We start from the raw sequence: 18570 nt of genomic DNA, 5'->3' as shown, positions 1-18570 counted from the left end.
GTTCGTCTCCAATGTTGGTTGGGCAGGTGAAGCGGGAGCCGGCACTTGCCGCTTGAGGGCGTGGGTAAGATGGCAATTTGCAACGCACCGCCTCAGAGGGCGGGGGCGATGGCAGGTCTCGTGACAAGAAGCGTCGAAAGCAGATCCGGATCACCAAACAGGCTGCTCGCGGAAAGGTGACGGCGGCTTTCCCCGTCATCCACGATCAGGGCCGGCACCCCATCCACCCGGAACGCGTCTTTGAGCGCACGGGCGGCTGCAATCCGCGACTGATTGGACGCAAGCAGTTCTTCGTCCGGCGACACCAGACGGGCGGCAGCGGAATCAAAACCGCCCGCTCCGAGGATCTCGATGAGTGCCGGGGTATCCGTAATGTCGAGACCATGGACATAGCGCGCCTCCTGGATCAGCCGGAGCGCATCCAGTTCCGCGTCAGGCGCTGTCAGGGCAACGGCCGTCAGCGCGAGTGTGGCCGGCGCAGAGTCCAGCATTCCGCCCTGCTTGCCAAGAACCCGGGCGCGATAGTCCTCGGAGAAGCGCTGGCCTGTGAGCGCCGCAATGCGCTGGTCGTTTGACCAGGCAAAGGCAGCAAACTGTGCGTCCATTGGCCTTGCGCCACGACCGGAGAACAAGCCCGTTGGTGCAAGCGTAACGTCCATCTCCGGCCTCGAAGACAACTGCTTCAGGATGCCGGACGCGCCGTAGCACCAACCGCACAGGGGATCGAAAAGATAGGTGATGTGAACTTTGCTGCTCATGTCTTGCTCCTTGTGAAGCACAAATGGCATGAGGATATTGAAACAAAAAGACCGGCAAAAATGACAGAATGTATGCTAAAAGCTTACAGTCTAAAGGGGAGCCGACATGCAGGAAGTGACGAACCTCAACCGCCTGGTCTACTTTGCCGCCGTCATCGACGCGGGTTCCTTCACAAAAGCGGCTGAACATCTCGGCATCACAAAGGCTGTCGTCAGCCAGCAGGTTGCCAGACTGGAACAGGACGTCGGCACCACTCTGCTGATGCGCACCACGCGCCGACTTCAACCGACAGAAGCGGGCCGGATATTCCATACCCGCTGCGTCTCGATCCTGCGGGAAACGGAAGACGCATTCAACGAACTGGCTGAGGCAAGGACCGCTCCGAAAGGACTGCTCAAGCTGACCGCGCCCTATGACTATGGCACCTCCGTCATAGTCCCAATCGTCGCCGCCTTCACGGCGCGCTACCCGGAATGCAAAGTCGAACTCAATCTCAGCGACAAGGCGGTCGATCTGATTGCCGACAACATGGATCTTGCCATCCGCGTTGGATGGCTTGCCGATTCAAGCCTGCAGGCGCGACGGATCGGCTCTTTCCGGCAACTCCTGGTCGGATCGCCTCAATTCGCGGAGCGGCTAGCGCAGTTGCGAGACCCAACAGAACTCCCGGCTCTGCCATTCGTGGCCAACAGCGCACTCCGAGAGTCCTTGGAGTGGGTTTTCACCAATGAGGATCGAGAAATCCGCACCGTCCAGCTCAAGGCAGGCATCGCGATCAACACGACGCCGGCGGTCATGGAGGCCGTGAAACATGGCGGCGGGCTGTCAGTCTTGCCAGACTTCCTGGCGGCAGCCGACATGTCGAACGGTGCCCTCCTACACGTCCTGCCCGAGTGGCACCTGCCATCGGGCGGCATATACACGGTCTATCCCGCAGCCCGTTTTCGTCCTCCCAAGGTGACAGCGTTTGTCGATATGCTGACAAATGCCGTCAAGCACGCAAACCATTGACGCCGCCATCTTGTTTTGTCGACGCGAGCTCGGTTGTGGCTTGTGGCAGCAATGCTTCCCCCAATTCTGATGCAATGTGGCGATTTGGGGCAGTGGTGGCGGTTGATGCACGTGAAGAAGCACGCTCTCTATGCATCGTAAGGCCAGTAATAGGCCGCTTCCTCACCAAGCGCACCGGAATGAAACGGTTTTGCGCCCCTTCATGCATAACTTCACGAGATGGTAACCATGTCGATTAGATTAGGCTTAGGAAGTCGATCATTGGCATATGCCGAATAAGCGAAGTTCGCTGACTGAAAATGTGTTTTATCGCAGACACTTAAGCAAACTGGAAAATCGTCGCCGACCGGTTTTAGGCCCTCCGGCCCTCTTCATCTCTTAGCAATTTGCTAAGAAATCACCCCCTAATTTCAGGGCATTCCTATTGGGGGATCACCGCAGATGAAGCTGCGGGTGGGTGAAAGATGGGGTTCTGCACATGATGTGCGCTGCGTTGCCTGCAATCATTGCGGGCCTTTTTGGTGTGTTTCTGCTGTGGCTGCCGATCAGCCTCCAGGCGCAACTGGTGCTCAGCCTGGCCGTTCTGGCCCTGATGCTCCTGTTCATGATGCGTCCGCAGAACAAGACATTCCGCCTGATGACATTCGTGTTCTCTGCTGTGCTCGCCCTGCGCTATGCGTTCTGGCGCACGACCGAGACGCTTCCGAACATCAACGAGCCCTGGAACTTCATCCCGGGCATCATCCTCTATGCGGCGGAAATGTATTGCCTGATCATGCTGGCAATCAATTTCTTCATCGTCGCGGACCCGCTTAAGCGCAAGCCGGCGCCGCAGCTGGCCGATGACGACAAGCCGACAGTCGATGTCTTCGTCCCGTCCTACAACGAGTCGGCCGACCTCCTGGCGCTGACGCTGGCCGCTGCCAAGTCGATGAACTACCCGGCCGAAAAGCTGACGGTCTATCTGCTCGACGATGGCGGCACCGATGCCAAGTGCAGCCAGTCCGATCCGCGCGCCGCGATCGCTGCCCGTCGTCGCCGCGAAGAATTGCAGGCGCTTTCGGCAGCGCTCGGCGTCCGCTACCATGCCCGTGCCGAAAACAGCCATGCCAAGGCCGGCAATCTGAACGCGGGCCTTTCAATCTCGAAAAGCGAACTGGTCGTCGTCTTCGATGCCGACCACGCGCCCGTCCGCGAATTCCTGAACGAGACGGTTGGCCACTTCAAGGACGACGAGAAGCTTTTCCTGGTCCAGACGCCGCACTACTTCCTCAATCCGGATCCGGTGGAGAAGAACCTCCAGACCTTCGGCAAGATGCCGTCCGAAAACGAGATGTTCTATTCCGTCGTTCAGCGTGGCCTCGACAAGTGGAATGCATCCTTCTTCTGCGGTTCTGCTGCCGTTCTGCGCCGCAAGGCTCTCAAGGAAACCGGCGGCTTCTCGGGTCAGTCGATCACCGAAGACTGCGAAAGCGCGCTGGCCCTTCACTGCCGCGGCTGGCACAGCCTCTATGTCGACAAGCCGCTGATCGCCGGCCTTCAGCCGGAAACGCTCGTCTCCTTCATCGGCCAGCGCGTTCGCTGGGCCCAGGGCATGCTGCAGATCCTGACTCTGAACCGCCCATTCCTGCAGCGCGGCCTCTCGACGGCACAGCGCATCTGCTACGCCGGCACCAACCTGTTCTGGCTTTTCCCGCTGACGCGGCTGACCTTCATGTTCTCGCCGCTCCTCTACATCTTCTTTTCGCTGCAGATCTTCGAAGCCAACATCACCGAATTCATCTGCTACTCGGTGACCTATCTCATCTCGTCCTTCGCCATGCAGAGCTACCTCTTCGGGCGCGTCCGCTGGCCGTGGGTCTCCGAACTCTATGAATATGTCCAGTCGGTGATGCTCTTCGGGGCGATCCTGAGCGTCGTGAGGAACCCGCGCAAGCCGACCTTCAACGTTACCTCGAAGGGACAGACACTGGATGAGAGCAAGCTCTCGCCGCTGGCGCGCCCTTATTTCCTAATCTTCTTTCTGCTCTTTGCCGCCACCTGCTACGCGATCTGGCGTTACACGACGGAAGCGATGCCCTCCGAACTGCTGCTGATCGTCGCCGGCTGGAACATCATCAACATGGGCATTGCCGGTGCGGCCCTTGGATCGGTTTCGGAACGGCGCGAGCGTCGCCGCAACCAGCGCCTCAGCGTTCGGCGTCACGCGATCCTGCATGCGGGCGGCACAAGCCATGCCGTCATCATCGCGGATGTCTCGAGTGGTGGTCTGGCTCTGCAGTTCATCGACGGACAGCCGGTAAACGGGCTGGAAAAGGGCGAAGAGGCCATCATCGAGATCCGCCGCCACGGCCGTGGCATGCGTGTCCCACTCGTCTGCCGCAGCATGCTGCGCCGACAGGAGGAGACGAGCTTCGGCTTTGCCTTTGCCGAGCGCACGCCCGATACCTTCATCGCGATTGCCGAGATGATGTATTGCGAACAGCAGCCGCTGCAGGATCGCTGGAACCGCGTTCAGAAGCACAAGGGTTTCTTCACCGGCACCCTCCGCTTTGCCATCTGGACGATCACCGAGACATTGCGTGGCTTCACCTACGCCCTGCGTCTGGTCCGCGAAACAACGGAAATCTCGCATCCCGACGCGCCGCTGATCATCAAGCCTGTAAGCTGCGCCTCGGACCCCGGCGCGACCTATCCGGCAGCCGTGAGAGGACCGGCCTATGCGTAACCTAAACATCCTGCGCCCGCTCTCTGCGGCAGCCATCCTCATCTGCCTGTCGGCGAACGCGTCCAGCGCTGGCGACTTCGTACCCGCAGACCTTGGCACGGCAAGCGTGGAAAGCGCGGGGCAGGCCAGCTCGCAACCCAGCTCGGATGTTCCGCGCCAGATGATCGCCTTCCGGCAGACGGCAACAGCCATGCGTCTCGAAGGTGAAGACGCAGCGAGAGACCTCACCTTCTATCTCTCGGCGGATCAGGTGGCGACGGCCGGCATCCTCAGACTGAGCTACACCAATGCCGTCTCGGTCATGCCCGATGACGCCATGCTCGACGTCGAATTGAACGGCAAACCTCTCGCAGCCTTCCCGATCCGATCGCCCAATGGACCGGCCACCCATGACATTCCGGTTGCCGCCAAGGACCTGACGGTCGGCTGGAACCAGGTCCGTCTGCGGGCGAAACAGCACCACCGCATCGACTGCAGCGTTCAGGCAACCTACGAATTGTGGACGCAGGTCAATCCGCTGGTCAGCGGCTTCCTGACCAGTGCACGTCCGAAGGAGGGCGATCTCTCAAGCCTTCTGTCGGTTGGCCGAAATGCCGATGGCGCCACAGAAATCCGCGTGATTGCCGGAAACGATGCGCCTCAAACGACACTGCGCGACAGCCTGTCCCTCGTGCAAACTCTTGCACTCGTGCTCGGCCGTGAGGATTTGAGCGTCACCGTTGGCGATGTCGGCGGCAGCGGACCGGGCATCGACCTCTATCTCGGTGATCCCTCGGACACGAAGCTGCCGCAGCCCGCCCGCGATGCGCTCACTGCTGCACCGCGTGGCCTTTTCGTCCGGCAAGGCGAAAACGGCCGCCACATCGTCACCATGCGCGGTTCGAACAAGAGCGAACTTCAGTCGCTCCTGCTTGCCGCCGTCAACGGTCCCCTGCTTCCGCTGATCCGCGCAAACAAGCTTGCCATGACCGAGACGCGGATCGATGGCGAGAGCCCAGGCACACATGCCCTGTCGAGCGTCGGTTATCAGACGACACCTTTCGCCGGTCGTCTCTTCCAGAAGAGCTTCGATGTCGTGATGCCCGCCGATTTCTATCCGGGCGACTATGCGACGGTCGATCTCAACCTGAATGCCGCCACTGCGCCAGGCCTCGCACCCGGAACGCAGTTGCTGGTCCGCGTCAACGAACGGGCCGTGGCGAGCCTCGTGCTTTATGATCCCGAGGGCGCGACGCTGAAGGACAAGCCGCTGGAACTTCCGCTGCGTGCCTTCCATCCCGGCGTGAACCATGTTCGCGTTCTGGCCGAAGTGCCGCTTGCCTCCGATCTCGTCTGCGATCCGGCCGCGCGCGACGAAGCGCGGTCTCGGTTCCTGCTGCTTGAAGAAACCACGGTGACGATACCGCCCCTCGCCCGCGCCGGTCGTCTTCCCGACCTTGCGGCCTTTGCCGGCACGTCCTTCCCCCTCAAGGGCTCTGCTACCTTCGATCTCTATGTCGATACGGCAACACCCGCACGGCTGGGCTCGGCACTGACCCTGCTCACCCGGCTCGCCATGTCGGCGGGGCATCCACTGCCAGCCGAACTCAAGATCGGCCGGCCGGATCCGCGCCAGACAACAAATGCACTGATTGTCGGCGCCGGCGGCGAGCCGCTGGAGCTTGCAGCCCTTGCCGGCCAAAAGGGCGATCGCCTGCAGCCGTCTTCAACCGATGATCTGATCACGGCTTCGGTTACGGCAGGAGACCAGTTGTCGGACTCGCAGGCCCTTCTCGACGCTTTCCAGGTCGAAACGCGGCTTGAACACGACCAGCTGTCATTGAAGAGCCGCGCTTCGGACTGGGTTGCCCGGGTCTCGACAACCGTCAACCGCTGGCTTGCCTACAAGGATATCGGTCGTGAAGACGTCAAGATCGATCCGCGCGACCGCCTGATCAGTGTCAAGCAGGTAGCCTCCGCGGAAAGCGCCGCGGTCTGGACCTATGTCAACGCGGCTGATGAAGCCATGCTTCAGCAGGGCGTTGCAGCACTCACGAAGCCGGCAACATGGACGGCCCTCGAAGGAGGGGAAGCGGTGATCCGCCGCTCGGACCTCGAACTCGTGAACCGCTATCCCGAAAGCTATAGCTTCTTTCCGATCACCGACACGAGCCCCGCCAATCTCAGACGCCTCGCGGCTGCATGGCTCTCCGACAACTTCATCATCTATGTCGGCCTTGTGCTCGCACTGATGGGCGGCTTCGGCTGGTGGGTTGGTTATGTCGTGCCGCGCAAGGGCGTGAGGACAGTCGAATGAAGAAGACGATCAAGAAAAGGCTCTCGGCCGGCACCATCCTCGCCACGCTGTTCGTCGCATTGCCGGCTGGCGCAACGTCACTTTTGACACCGCAAGCGACCACCGCAATGGCAGAGCCTTCGAACGGCACAGAAACCGGCGAAGCGAATGCCCAGACAACGCCAGCGCCCGACACGGTCGATCTCGCCGCACTCTATTACTACGCACGCAATGGCGTGGCAGAACGCGTCGAAGCCGAAACCCGCCGCCTGGAAATGAAATTCCCGGGCTTCATGCGCCCGGCAGACCTCTATGCTCCGGATGCCCGCGAACACGTCGATGAGACCTCGATCTGGCAGCTCTACGAGCGCGATGACTATGCCGGCATCGAGCAGGAGATCAGCCGGATCGCTGCAAGCCATCCGGGCTGGGAGCCATCAGAGGATTTTCGCAGCAAGCTCGAGCGGCGCAAGCTGCGATTTGCGATGACGCAGGCAAACGAGGCGAAGGACTTCGTGACCGTCATTCGCCTCGGCGCAAAGCTCGACCCTGCGCAGGAAACCGAGATCGACCTGCTCTGGATGATGCTGGACGCTTTCAGGGCAAACGAGATGCAGGAGGGGCTGACGACGGTCTATCGCGGGATCCTTTTCCGGGCGCCGGAGAAGGCGTTTTCGGATGAACTGGTGCTGACCACCCTGCAAAAGGCGATGGAGGACATTCCGGCAGCCGATTTGCGCGAGGCCATGCGTGCGCTCTCTGCGGATCCCGAACTCGCCCTCGCGATGCGGTCGCTCAGCCTCGATCTCATGCGCCGCGAAGTGGGAGACTTCGCCTCCGGCATTGCGGGCGCACCGCAACCAGGCCCCGAGGCGATTGCCGCTGTCAGGGCGGCCGCCGAAAGCAAGAATGCACAGGAAGACCTCGCCCTCATGGGCTGGTACATGCTGAAGACCGAGCAGCCGGATCAGGCGGCGAGCTTCTTCCAGCGCATGCTGCAGGGCAAGGCGACGCCGCAAGCCGTCCGCGGCATGGCGCTCAGTCTCGCCCACCAGTCGAAGGACGAGGAGGCCTACGCCTTTGTCACGGCGCACCTCGACATCCTTGCCGGAGAGGACGCCTTCCTCCTCGATCAGCTGTCCTTCCCTTTCAAGGGTGAGGGCAAGACCGACATCGATGAGCGGGTCGTAACCCGCTATTCGGAAGCGATCCAGAAAACGGAATCCTCCGATCACGCCCGCCTCATCGGCTGGTATGCTTACAACTCGCGCCAGTTCGACCCGGCGCGCGCTTGGTTTGCAAAGGCCTTCGAATGGAAGGCCGAGGCAGACAGCCTGAAGGGGCTGGCGCTCACCCTAACGCGCCTCGGCGAGAAGAAGGCCCTGGCAGACCTCCGCGAAAAGTATGGCGAAGCCTATCAGTCGGTTTTCGCCGAGTTGAAATCGGCAGCCGAACCGCGCCAGCGGACCGGAAAATCGGTCTCGGCCCCCGCAAGCATCCAGGCAGGCTATCTGTCACGGCTGCAAAAGAAGGATTACGGCGGCTGCGTTTCCGAACTACGTCGGCTTGAAGCCAGCAGCGCCTTGCGCCCCGATGCACAGGTCGCCAAAGGCTGGTGTCTTCTCGGCCTCAACCATCTGGCCGAGGCGCGCCAGGCCTTTACAGCCGGCCTCGCAGGCGGTGGCGGCAAGGCGGATGATGCCGCCTATGGCCTTGGCCTCACCCTGCTCCGCGCCAATCTGACCGACGACGCGGAAGCCCTTCTGATGCAGCATGGCCTGACGCCGCTGCGCGACCGCGAATTGCGCGCCGAAATTCTCTGGCAACGGGCCCGCAACGCCTTCGATCGCAAGCAGTACCGCGTCACGCTCGAAGCGCTGAACGCCCGCCTTCAGATCATGCCCGAGCCGGTCGGCGTCAGCCAGATGCGCGCCTGGAGCCATTATCACCTCGGCAATCTCGCACAGTCGCGTGCGATCTTCGCCCAGCTCAATCAGGTCATGGCAGACCCGGCGAACACCAGAGGCATCGCCGCCATCAACGAACGCATGGGGATCAACTAGTGAAGCCAAACATCCTTGCGATCCTGGCGCTGCTTGGCCTGCACGGCTGCAATACCGTCGAGGATCCCTTCCTCGATGGCATGACCGGCAGCATGCCCGTCGCCACGGGTAACCGCGAACTGCCCATTCACCTCGCATCGGCTTCATTGACCGGGCTAGGCGAGATGCCGATCGGCCTTCGCCAGACATCCACGGATGTCGTGACCAGGCAAACTCTGGTCTGGGCGAACACGACCACGCTTGCCGGGGAAAACGCACTGACGATATCGACCGCAGCCGCCTCAAAATCGACGCTCCGGAAAACGCCTGACCGTGCCGAGATCAACCGAAGCTTGCGAAGCGAGTTTCCAGGGGTCGCGATGAGCATCGATCCGGTGATCCGCCAAAACGCCTACGGCGCCTATGGCGCAGCGACCGGCAGGCTGGGCGACAAAGGCGGCTGTGTGTACGCCTGGCAGATCATCAAGCGCGACGTCGACCTTGGTCGCAGCCATCCGGCAGAGGTCAGCCTCCGATACTGCCATTCGTCGCTCGGACCGGAGGTGCTCGCGGATCTGCTAACTGGCCTATCGCTGAAAGGCCCGACAACAGCCGCCCCAGCCGCCGCCGTCGCCTATGGCTATCCAAGTCCCGCGACCACTGGGGTGGTCATCCAAACGGCGCCGGTCGATCGTGAAACGGCGGAGGTCTCGCCAGCGGCTCCAGCATTTGTAGCCGGAGATCGCGAGCAAGATTTCAAAGATCGCACGAACGTAAGAATACCCATGCCTTAGTAGGAACCTTCATGGGAAGGATCCGGTGCGGGCAAGCTTCATTTGGCGCATGCCGGCACACTGAGTCTCATTTCAGTGGGACTTTAGCTTACAGGCACCGTGGCGCATATCGACTTGAGGACTTGGCTCATGAATTGGCAGATCACGCTGTCAATTCACGGCAGCCACCCTCTCCTGCCCCGTGTCACCTTTTCGAGCGACGATCCATCGCGCCAGCCACGCGCAGACCATCAGCTGGATCTGGTGGAAGAGCATCAGCGGTAGAACGATCGCGCCGACGGACTGGCCGGCGAAGATGACGCCGGCCATCGGCACGCCGCTCGCCAGACTTTTCTTCGAGCCACAGAAGATCGCGGCAATCCGGCCCTCCCGGCTGAAGCCGAAAAGCTTCGAGCCGAAGGCCGTTATTCCCAGGACGACGAGAAGCAGGACGATATCGAGGCCGATCACCAAAGCAAGGTCAGCAGTCGAAAACTTGGACCAGATGCCCTCGATCACGGCGTTCGAAAAGGCGAGGTAGACGACCATCAGGATCGAACCGCGATCGACGGGCGCAAGCAGCGACTTGCGGGCCCGGATCCAGTTGCCGATGAAAGGCTGCAACACCTGGCCAATCACGAAGGGCAAGAAAAGCTGCAGCAGGATCTTCCAGATCATGTCCAGCGACACCCCGACATGACCGCCCGCCGAGAAGAGAACCGCAACAAGCGCCGGCGTCAGAAACATGCCGAGAATGTTCGACGCGGAAGCAGCACAGATAGCGGCCGGCACATTGCCACCGGCAATCGAGGTGAACGCGATCGATGACTGCACCGTTGACGGCAAGACGCAGACATAGAGAAGGCCGAGATAGAGCGCCGGCGGGATGAGCCACGGCGACAGAAAGCCCATCAGCAGACCGAGCAGCGGAAAGACCACGAATGTCACCGCGAGGATGAAACTCTGAAGGCGCCAGTGCAGGAAGCCCGCGATAACCACATCGGTCGAAAGACGCGCGCCATGCAGGAAAAACAAGAGAGCAACCGCCAGATTGGTCGCAAGGCCGAACCATTCCGCAGGCTCTCCGGAGATCGGCAGAAGGCTTGCCAGCACGACCATGGCGACGAGCAGCAGCGTGAAAGTATCTGGGAGGAAGCGTTTCATCTGAGGCTCCGGTCGATCTGGACAGATGACCAAGACTAGTTATCGTCAAACCCGATGCAAGAAATAACAGTCATCGGAAAACGTGATATGCTCGACCTCGTTCACTTGCGCAGTTTCGTATACATTGCCCAACTCACCAGCTTCACCCATGCCAGCCAGAAACTGGGCCTTCGGCAGTCGACCGTCAGTCAGCATCTGCAGCGCCTCGAAGAGGTGCTCGGCCGTCGGCTGCTGGACCGCGACACCCACGGCGTGCGTTTGACGGCCGACGGTGAAGCCCTTCTTCCGCATGCGCGGCAACTTCTATCGCTCGAGCGGCAGACGGCGTCTCTCTTCGAGGCTGCGCAACCCCGCGGTCGATTGCGGCTCGGCATTTCCGAAGATCTGGTCTCCGGTCAACTTCCCGTTCTCCTGCAGGACTTCATCGCCGATTATCCTGCCGTCGAGCTGCATCTGACGGTGGCGCTTTCCAGGGATCTCGCCGACATGCAGGACAAGGGCGAACTCGACCTGGTCTTTGCAAAGCGCCGATTGGGCGATCGCCGTGGTGAGCCGATCCTGCGCGAACCACTGGTCTGGCTGGCAGCCGATCCGGACGCGGTCTTGGCAAAACCCATCCTGCCGCTGATCGTCTTTCCACCACCGAGCCTGACGAGAACACTTCTGATGGAGGCGCTGGAACGCGCCGGGCAACCCTGGCGGATCGTCTGCTCCTGCCAGAGCCTGAGCGGCCTGACCGCAGCAGCGCGAGCAGGCATGGGCGTCCTTGTCCAGCCGCGCAATCTCGCGCCATCGGGGCTGCGGGAACTGCCGCCGTCCGCCCTGCCAGCGATCGAGGATGTCGAATTCATCCTCGTGGCGTCGCCCGGCGCAGACCGCAATACGGTTGCGGCCTTTACCCGCCTTGTTCGGGAGAGGGTGGCAAACGGCCTCCATCCCGCCCGCTGAGAGCCTCCGTAGCTTTTGATCAAAAAGCGCTTGACGGCTCTCCACCGCGGTGTTTGGATGAGTGGATACAAAAATCCAGTGAGCCAGACATGCCGATTTCGACCGCCGCCACGGCGCATCTTGCCTCCACGGCCGAGCAGGAGGCCTATCTCCACCTGCAGCGAGCCCTGCGCGTCGGTCGCTACAAGCCGGGCGAGCGACTGATCCCCGAAGAGATCGCAGCCGAGATTGGCATGAGCCGCATGCCGGTTCGCGAGGCCTTTCGGCGGCTCGCGGCCGATGGTTTGGTGACGCTGCGGCCCAATCGCGGCTGCGTCGTCGCCGGACTGACGCTGGACGAAATCCATGAAACCTTCGAAATTCGCTCCGTGCTTGAGGGCCTGGCCGTTCGCCTCGCGACGCCGCGCATGAATTCCGAAACCTTCGAGGAGCTGGAGCGACTGCTGGAGCGCATGGAACGCGCCGGACAGTCGGGCAGCAGCGACTGGGTACTGCGCCATCAGGAATTCCACGCGCTCATCTATAACCTGAGTGGTCGCCCGAAGCTGATCCGCCAGATTACCGCGCTGCATGTGGCGATCGAGCCCTACATGCGCATCTGGTTCGACTATGTCGACAAGCCACTCTCCGCCCGTGAAGAACATCAGAAACTGATCGACGCCTTGCGGTCTGGCGATGCCCGCTATGCCGAGGTGGTCATGCAGGAGCACATCATCGAAACGGCATCCATGCTTGCCGATTATGCCAGTCCCGGGCGGCCTTGAGCCCAGCCTGAAGATATGTCCGTAGCCGGGGGAACATCCGGCACGGACGGGGAACCGCCGTTATCCACGGCACAACAACGAAGAGGAAAAGTCATGACGATTAATCGCATGGCAGCGCTTACGGCTGTCTTCACCACACTTGCATTCACCCAGCCGGTTCTGGCCCAGGATGCCCCGAAACCGATCAAGATCGCGACCGAAGGCGCCTATGCGCCCTGGAACTTCACCACGGCGGACGGCAAGCTCGACGGCCTCGAAGTCGAGCTGGCAAACGATCTCTGCGCCCGCATGAAGGTCACCTGCGAGATCGTTGCCCAGGATTGGGACGGCCTCATTCCCTCGCTCACCGTCGGCAAGTTCGATGTCATCATGGCGAGCATGTTCATCACGCCGAAGCGCCTTGAAACCATCGACTTCACCCAGCCTTACGCCGTCGACCCCTCAGGCTTTGCCGTCGCCAAGGACAGTGATCTCGGCAAGCTCGGTGTCTCCGCCGAAAAGTTCAAGCTGGAGGATGAAGCAGCGGCAATCGCGGCCATCGACAAGCTGAAGCCGCTGCTTCAGGGCAAGATCGTCGGTGTGCAGGCGGCGACCACCAACCTCGACTTCGTCAAGAAGTACTTCGGCGACATCGTCGAGATCCGCGAATACAAGACCACCGAACAGCACGACCTCGACCTTGCTGCCGGCCGCATCGACGCGCTCTTTGCCCAGCAGACGGCGCTTGCTGCCACGCTCGCCAAACCGGAATTCGCCGACTACACGATCGCTGGCCCGGGCTTCGTCGGCGGCGTTTTCGGCCTCGGCACGGGGGCGGGCCTGCGCAAGGAAGACACCAAGCTCAAGGACATGCTGAACGCGGCCATCGACTCCGCCATCGCCGATGGCACGATCAAGCGCATTTCCGAGAAATGGGTCGGCACCGACGTCACCCCGGTCAAGTAACCAAGGCGAACCGACTGCAGCCGGAGTTCGCGCAATTCCGGCTGCAGGAAGACCACAAAAGGGGTTCGCCCGCATGCTTGAAAAACTGCATCTGCTCGGTTTCGCCGAAGGCGGCTGGGGTATGGCCCTTCTTGGTGCGGCCGCCATGACGCTGCTGTTGTCGGTGCTGGGCTTTCTGCTCGGAGCCCTCTTTGGTGCCCTTGGCGCGAGCGGCGCCCTGTCATCCAAACGGCTCCCGAGATCCCTCGCCGCAGCCTACGGCACCGTCTTTCGTGGCATTCCGGATCTTCTGACAATTTACCTCTTCTATTACGGCGGCTCGGTCGCCCTCACCGCGATCGCCAAAAGCTTCGGCTCGGATGGTTTCGTCGGCCTGCCCTCGCTTGCAACAGGCGTCATCGCGATCGGCATCATCTCCGGCGCATATCAGGCCGAGGTCTATCGCGGCGCCTATCTCGCGGTCGAACGCGGACAGTTCGACGCTGCAAAAGCCTTGGCGCTCTCGCGCATGCAGATGCTGCGCCTCGTCATCATTCCCCAACTCTTGCGGCACGCGATCCCAGGCCTCAGCAATGTCTGGCAGCTGGTGCTGAAGGACTCCGCCCTGATCTCCGTGATCGGCCTCGTCGAACTGATGCGTCAGGCGCAGATCGGTGCTGGCTCCACGCGGGAACCCTTCCTGTTTTACCTCGCCGCCGCGGGTCTCTATTTCATCATCGCCGGCATCACCGGACAGGTCTTCCGCGTCGCCGAGACACGCACCTCCCGGGGGATCATGCATCGATGATCGACATCGGCTTCTTCCTCGAAATCATTCCGAAGCTTCTCTCCGGCGTGCCTTTGACACTGCAACTGGCCGGCACGTCGATCCTGCTCGGCTTTGTTCTCGCCCTCCTGCTGGCCCTCGCCCAGCAGGGCGAACACCGGTTCGTCGTCTGGCCCATCAGAACATTTGTCGCCGTCTTTCGTGGCACGCCCCTGCTCGTGCAGATCTTCCTGATCTATTACGGGCTCGGCCAGTTCCGCCCTTCCCTTCAGGCCATTGGCCTCTGGGGTCTGTTTCGCGAACCCTATTGGTGCGCGATCCTTGCGCTCACTCTGAACACCGCCGCCTATGGCAGCGAGATCCTGCGCGGCGCGATCAAGAACGTTCCGCGTGGCCTCGGCGAAGCAGCCCAGGCGCTCGGCATGTCGCGCCTTCTGACGCTTCGCCTCGTGATCCTGCCGATCGCGCTGCGTCAGGCGATCCCTGCCTATGGCAATGAAATCATCCTGATGGTGAAGGGCACCTCGCTGGCCTCGATCATCACGCTGATGGAGGTAACAGGCATCGCCCAGGGCCTCATTTCTCAGAGCTACCGAGCGATCGAAGTCTTTATCGCGGCAGGTGCCATCTATCTTTTCATCAACTTCCTGATCGTCCGGGCACTAGCCTTCCTGGAGATCCGCATGACACCATACAGATCCCGCGGCTGAAGCCGTGGCACAAGAGAATACGAGGAGACTGACAAGGATGCGCAATTTCGAGAAGCCGACGCGATCGGTGGCCGTGTCGACCAAGGCCATGGCCGCGACCTCCCACCCCTATGCCACACTGACGGCCATCAATATCCTGCAGGCCGGTGGCAATGCCATGGATGCAGCGATTGCTGCCTGCGCCGTGCAATGCGTGGTCGAACCGGGCTCCACCGGCATCGGTGGCGATTGTTTCGCCTTGTACGCTCCGAAGGGCGGCTCCGAGGTCATCGCCTACAACGGCTCCGGCCGCACGCCGAAGGCGCTGACGATCGACTGGTTCGAAGAGCGCGGCTTGACCGAAGTCCCGCGCCAGTCACCCTCAGCCATCACCATCCCCGGCGCCATCGACGCCTGGACCCGCCTGCATGCCGACCACGGCCGCCTATCCTTCGCAGATGTCCTCGCACCCGCCATCCGTTACGCCGAGGAAGGCTATGCGATCTCGCCGCGCGTCCACCGCGACTGGAAGAAGGAAGAGGAGCTTCTCGCCGCAGACAAGGCAGCAGCCGAGGTCTTCTTGCCCGGCGGCCGCGCACCGCGCATCGGCGAAACGCACCACCAGCCGAAGCTTGCCGCAACGCTCCGCAAGATTGCCGCTGAAGGCCGCGACGGCTTCTACAAGGGATCTGTCGCCGAAGACATGGTATCGCATCTCAACGCCCATGGCGGCCTCCACACACTGGAGGATTTTGCGGCAGCCCAGGGCGAATACGTCACCCCGGTGACCACCACCTTCCGCGGCTACACCGTCCACGAATGCCCCCCGAACGGCCAGGGCATCATTGCGCTGCTGATCCTCAACATACTCTCCTGCTTCGACAACACGCTGGAACCACACTCTGCCGATCGCCTGCATCTGGAAATCGAAGCCACTCGCCTCGCCTATGCTGCACGTGACGCCTGGATCGCGGATCCGGCCAAGGCAAACGTACCGATCGACGAACTCCTTTCGGCAGACTTCGCGCGGGGACTGGCCGAGAAGATAGACCTGACCCGGGCACTGACCGAACTGCCTGATTTCGAGATGCCGCTGCATCGCGACACGGTCTACATTTCGATCGTCGACGAGGAGCGCAATGCGGTCAGCTTCATCAACTCGATCTTCGACAGCTTCGGCACTGGTCTCGTTGCGCCGAACTCCGGCGTCATCCTGCACAATCGCGGCCAGAGTTTCTCGCTGAAGCGCGGTCATCCCAACATGATCGCCCCGGAAAAGCGACCGCTGCACACCATCATTCCCGGCATGGTGACACGCGACGGCCGCACGGAAATGTCCTTCGGCGTCATGGGCGGCTACTACCAGGCGATGGGCCATGCCCATCTGATCTCGAAAGTGGTCGACTACGACATGGACATGCAGGATGCGATCGACCTGCCGCGCCTGATCCCCGTCGGCGGCAAGGTCCCACGCGTTGAAGCCGAACATACTGTCTCGGCTGAGACCGTAGCCGAACTGACCCGCCGCGGATTCGAAATCGTCCCCGCCGAAGATCCGATCGGCGGCGCACAGGTCGTGCGCATCGACTGGGAGAACGGCACCCTGACGGGCGCCTCGGAATCCCGCAAGGATGGGATTGCTCTGGGATATTGAGGCCTTGAGACTCTAAGGGCACGGGTTTGAGGCCCTATGACCAGTCGCACGATACACCAAGGCCTAGGATATAGGCCTTGGTCAAAAGCTCCAGCGTTAGCCCGTCGCCAAACGGCTGCCTTCTTGCAGGCAGATGATAAAGTCAGTCAGTAACCCTGACCTCTCAGGCATCCGCTCCTGCAGCCAATAAATGCGCCTTTGTCTCGCAATGCTGGGCCTCTTGCAGCTTCTTGGCCAACCAGTCGACGAAGACGCGAACCTTGTTGCTTAAGTGTCGCGTCTGCGGATAGACGATATAGAGCGGGATCGGATCCCGCGGCCAATCGGGCAGGATCTCGACGAGTTCCCCGCGATCCACATAGTCCCGAACGGTGAAGGCAATCGCCTGAGCGACACCGATGCCGGCAACGGCGGCGGCCATGTAGCTTCTAAACTCGTTGACCGAAATCACGTAGTCGAGCCTGACCTCGACCTTCTCTTCTCCGCGCCGGAACTCCATCGGAAAAACGCGGCCCTCATAGGCCTTCATGTAGCCGACGCCGAAATGTCCGTTGTCGAGATCGCGTGGATGCCGGGGAATGCCCATGCGTTCGAGATAGAGTGGCGCCGCATAGGTCCGCAGCTCGAGATCCGCCACCTTGCGGGCGACGAGCGATTGATCGGTCGGCGTTCCGGCCCTCAGCGCACAGTCGATGTTCTCGGCAACGTAGTCGACGATCCGGTCGCCGATGTCGAACTCCAGCTGGATTTTGGGGTAGCGCGTGTGGAAGTCACACAGCGCCGGCATGATGATGCGGTCCGCAAACGCCCCGGATAAGGCAACGCGCACCTTGCCAGATGGCTGCGCCTGGGAGCTGGAGAGGCTGCCGTCGAGTTCGTCCAGTTCGGACAGGATCCGCGCGGCCCGTTCATAGTAGAGCGCGCCATCGGTCGTCACCACCACCCGACGGGTCGTCCGATTGAGAAGCTTCGTCGCGAGATGCGCTTCCAGAGCCTGGACTGCGGTCGTGACCGTGGTCTTCGGCATCTTGAGGGACGTCGCCGCCTTTGAGAAATTGCCGGTCTCGACCACTCTGGTGAAGACGCGCATGGCCGATAGCTGATCCATGAATTCGGTACGCCTTATAAAAGAGGCTCATTATTCCGCACATCGGAACAGAGCTCTCAGAAATGGATGCCTTGTGCGTTGTGACAGGACAATACTATAAATAGGTCATGAACAAAAGCCATTTCCAGAGGCGCCGAGCAGATCCATGACCAGGATTTGGCAAAAGGCCGAGGACGCAGAGACGCGGTTTCCCCTGCCGTTCCGCATCTACGAGGGATGCGGCAAGGGCAAGCCCCGACCGCTGGTCCTCTACCTCTCTGGTCACGCCTTCGGATCGGCCCCGGCGCGATCGACCGATGCTCCCGCCGCCCTGGCCATGGCGGCAGCTGGAGCTCTGGTGGTCGAGGCCGATTGCGGCGGACCATCGCAAAACAGGTTTCCCGGAACCCTGGAGCGCGGGTTCGAAGCCTTGAAATATCTGTTCGCCAAGCGGAAGCGTTTCGCGAACCTACGCTCTCCGGTGCTGGTCGCCGGAGACGAAGCGGGTGGAAACGTGGCTGCGAGCCTGGCGCTCAAGGCGCGTGACGCAATGCCGGGCGAGCTCGCGGGGCAGGTTCTCCTGTCTCCCATGCTGGATCCCCGCATGGTGACGGTGTCGTTTCGCCGGGCGGACGATATCGGTCTGCGGGAACGTTGGGCGGACGGTTGGGGTCACTACCTGGCCCTCGCCTGCTACGGCCAACATCCCTATGCCGCACCGTGTCTCTGCTCACGGCTGGCGGGTGTGGCGCCGGCACTTGTCGTGACATCGGATGACGATCCGCTGCGCGACGAAAGCCTAGACTATGCGGAACGGCTGCGAACAGCAGGCGTGCCCGTAAAAACCCGGTCCCTACCCGACAACCTCGGCTGGACCGGCATTTATGACGGCAAGGATGGCGAATGGCATTCGCACTTCTCGACCGAGTTTTCGCAGTTCCTCGAAGAACTGCCAGTCTGACGGC

15 protein-coding genes are annotated in these 18570 nt (G+C 61.5%); 12 read left to right on the top strand and 3 right to left on the bottom strand.

All coding sequences use genetic code 11. The features are described 5' to 3' along the window. Window positions 1–92: 92 nt before the first annotated feature. Window positions 93–758 carry a DsbA family protein gene (locus tag AC02Y0_RS00640; protein WP_476381582.1) on the bottom strand — a complete coding sequence of 222 codons (666 nt, stop codon included), beginning with the start codon at window positions 756–758 and terminating at the stop codon, window positions 93–95. Window positions 759–864: 106 nt separating this feature from the next. Between AC02Y0_RS00640 and AC02Y0_RS00635 the strand changes: the two genes are divergently transcribed. The 5 genes from AC02Y0_RS00635 to bcsN all read left to right on the top strand — a co-directional run bounded on the left by AC02Y0_RS00635 (window position 865) and on the right by bcsN (window position 9609). Next, on the top strand, window positions 865–1770 hold the full coding sequence (locus AC02Y0_RS00635) for a LysR substrate-binding domain-containing protein (protein WP_476381581.1): 906 nt from the start codon (window positions 865–867) through the stop codon (window positions 1768–1770). Between the two features lie 478 nt (window positions 1771–2248). After that, window positions 2249–4498, top strand: coding sequence for a UDP-forming cellulose synthase catalytic subunit (gene bcsA / locus AC02Y0_RS00630; RefSeq protein WP_476381579.1), 2250 nt, complete (start codon window positions 2249–2251; stop codon window positions 4496–4498). After that, window positions 4491–6794 (top strand): cellulose biosynthesis cyclic di-GMP-binding regulatory protein BcsB, encoded by a 2304-nt coding sequence (locus AC02Y0_RS00625; protein WP_476381576.1) that lies wholly within the window; start codon window positions 4491–4493, stop codon window positions 6792–6794. Before bcsA ends, AC02Y0_RS00625 begins: the two co-directional genes overlap by 8 nt. Next, complete coding sequence (locus AC02Y0_RS00620; RefSeq protein WP_476381575.1) at window positions 6791–8836, top strand: hypothetical protein; 2046 nt, start codon at window positions 6791–6793, stop codon at window positions 8834–8836. The genes AC02Y0_RS00625 and AC02Y0_RS00620 overlap by 4 nt, the downstream gene beginning before the upstream one ends. Next, complete coding sequence (gene bcsN / locus AC02Y0_RS00615; protein WP_476381574.1) at window positions 8836–9609, top strand: cellulose biosynthesis protein BcsN; 774 nt, start codon at window positions 8836–8838, stop codon at window positions 9607–9609. Before AC02Y0_RS00620 ends, bcsN begins: the two co-directional genes overlap by 1 nt. A gap of 150 nt (window positions 9610–9759) precedes the next feature. On the opposite strand, the gene AC02Y0_RS00610 is transcribed toward bcsN, so the two are convergent. Continuing rightward, window positions 9760–10752: a bile acid:sodium symporter family protein gene (locus AC02Y0_RS00610; RefSeq protein WP_476381572.1), complete on the bottom strand. Its 993-nt coding sequence runs from the start codon at window positions 10750–10752 to the stop codon at window positions 9760–9762. Between the two features lie 87 nt (window positions 10753–10839). On the opposite strand from AC02Y0_RS00610, the gene AC02Y0_RS00605 reads away from it, so the two are divergent. From AC02Y0_RS00605 to ggt, 6 genes are all read left to right on the top strand, one after another. Next, the gene (locus AC02Y0_RS00605) at window positions 10840–11700 is read left to right on the top strand and encodes a LysR family transcriptional regulator (protein ID WP_476381570.1); all 861 of its coding nucleotides are present in this window, start codon (window positions 10840–10842) and stop codon (window positions 11698–11700) included. Between the two features lie 89 nt (window positions 11701–11789). Further along, on the top strand, window positions 11790–12464 hold the full coding sequence (locus AC02Y0_RS00600; RefSeq protein ID WP_476381568.1) for a GntR family transcriptional regulator: 675 nt from the start codon (window positions 11790–11792) through the stop codon (window positions 12462–12464). A 93-nt stretch (window positions 12465–12557) separates the two neighbouring features. Further along, the gene (locus AC02Y0_RS00595) at window positions 12558–13409 is read left to right on the top strand and encodes a transporter substrate-binding domain-containing protein (RefSeq protein ID WP_476381566.1); all 852 of its coding nucleotides are present in this window, start codon (window positions 12558–12560) and stop codon (window positions 13407–13409) included. 73 nt (window positions 13410–13482) lie between these two features. After that, window positions 13483–14196 carry an ABC transporter permease gene (locus tag AC02Y0_RS00590; RefSeq protein ID WP_476381565.1) on the top strand — a complete coding sequence of 238 codons (714 nt, stop codon included), beginning with the start codon at window positions 13483–13485 and terminating at the stop codon, window positions 14194–14196. Further along, window positions 14193–14885 (top strand): ABC transporter permease, encoded by a 693-nt coding sequence (locus AC02Y0_RS00585; RefSeq protein WP_476381563.1) that lies wholly within the window; start codon window positions 14193–14195, stop codon window positions 14883–14885. The genes AC02Y0_RS00590 and AC02Y0_RS00585 overlap by 4 nt, the downstream gene beginning before the upstream one ends. A gap of 37 nt (window positions 14886–14922) precedes the next feature. Next, window positions 14923–16518, top strand: a complete 1596-nt coding sequence (gene ggt / locus AC02Y0_RS00580; protein ID WP_476381561.1) for a gamma-glutamyltransferase — start codon at window positions 14923–14925, stop codon at window positions 16516–16518. Window positions 16519–16681: 163 nt separating this feature from the next. On the opposite strand, the gene AC02Y0_RS00575 is transcribed toward ggt, so the two are convergent. Then, window positions 16682–17626, bottom strand: coding sequence for a LysR family transcriptional regulator (locus AC02Y0_RS00575; RefSeq protein ID WP_476381559.1), 945 nt, complete (start codon window positions 17624–17626; stop codon window positions 16682–16684). A gap of 145 nt (window positions 17627–17771) precedes the next feature. On the opposite strand from AC02Y0_RS00575, the gene AC02Y0_RS00570 reads away from it, so the two are divergent. Beyond that, window positions 17772–18566, top strand: coding sequence for an alpha/beta hydrolase fold domain-containing protein (locus AC02Y0_RS00570; RefSeq protein ID WP_476381557.1), 795 nt, complete (start codon window positions 17772–17774; stop codon window positions 18564–18566). The last annotated feature ends 4 nt before the right edge of the window (window positions 18567–18570 follow it).

Source organism: Allorhizobium sp. nf9_anc, from assembly GCF_056323085.1.
Note: the sequence above shows the minus strand (reverse complement) of the source record. Positions and strands in the feature narration are given on the sequence as shown.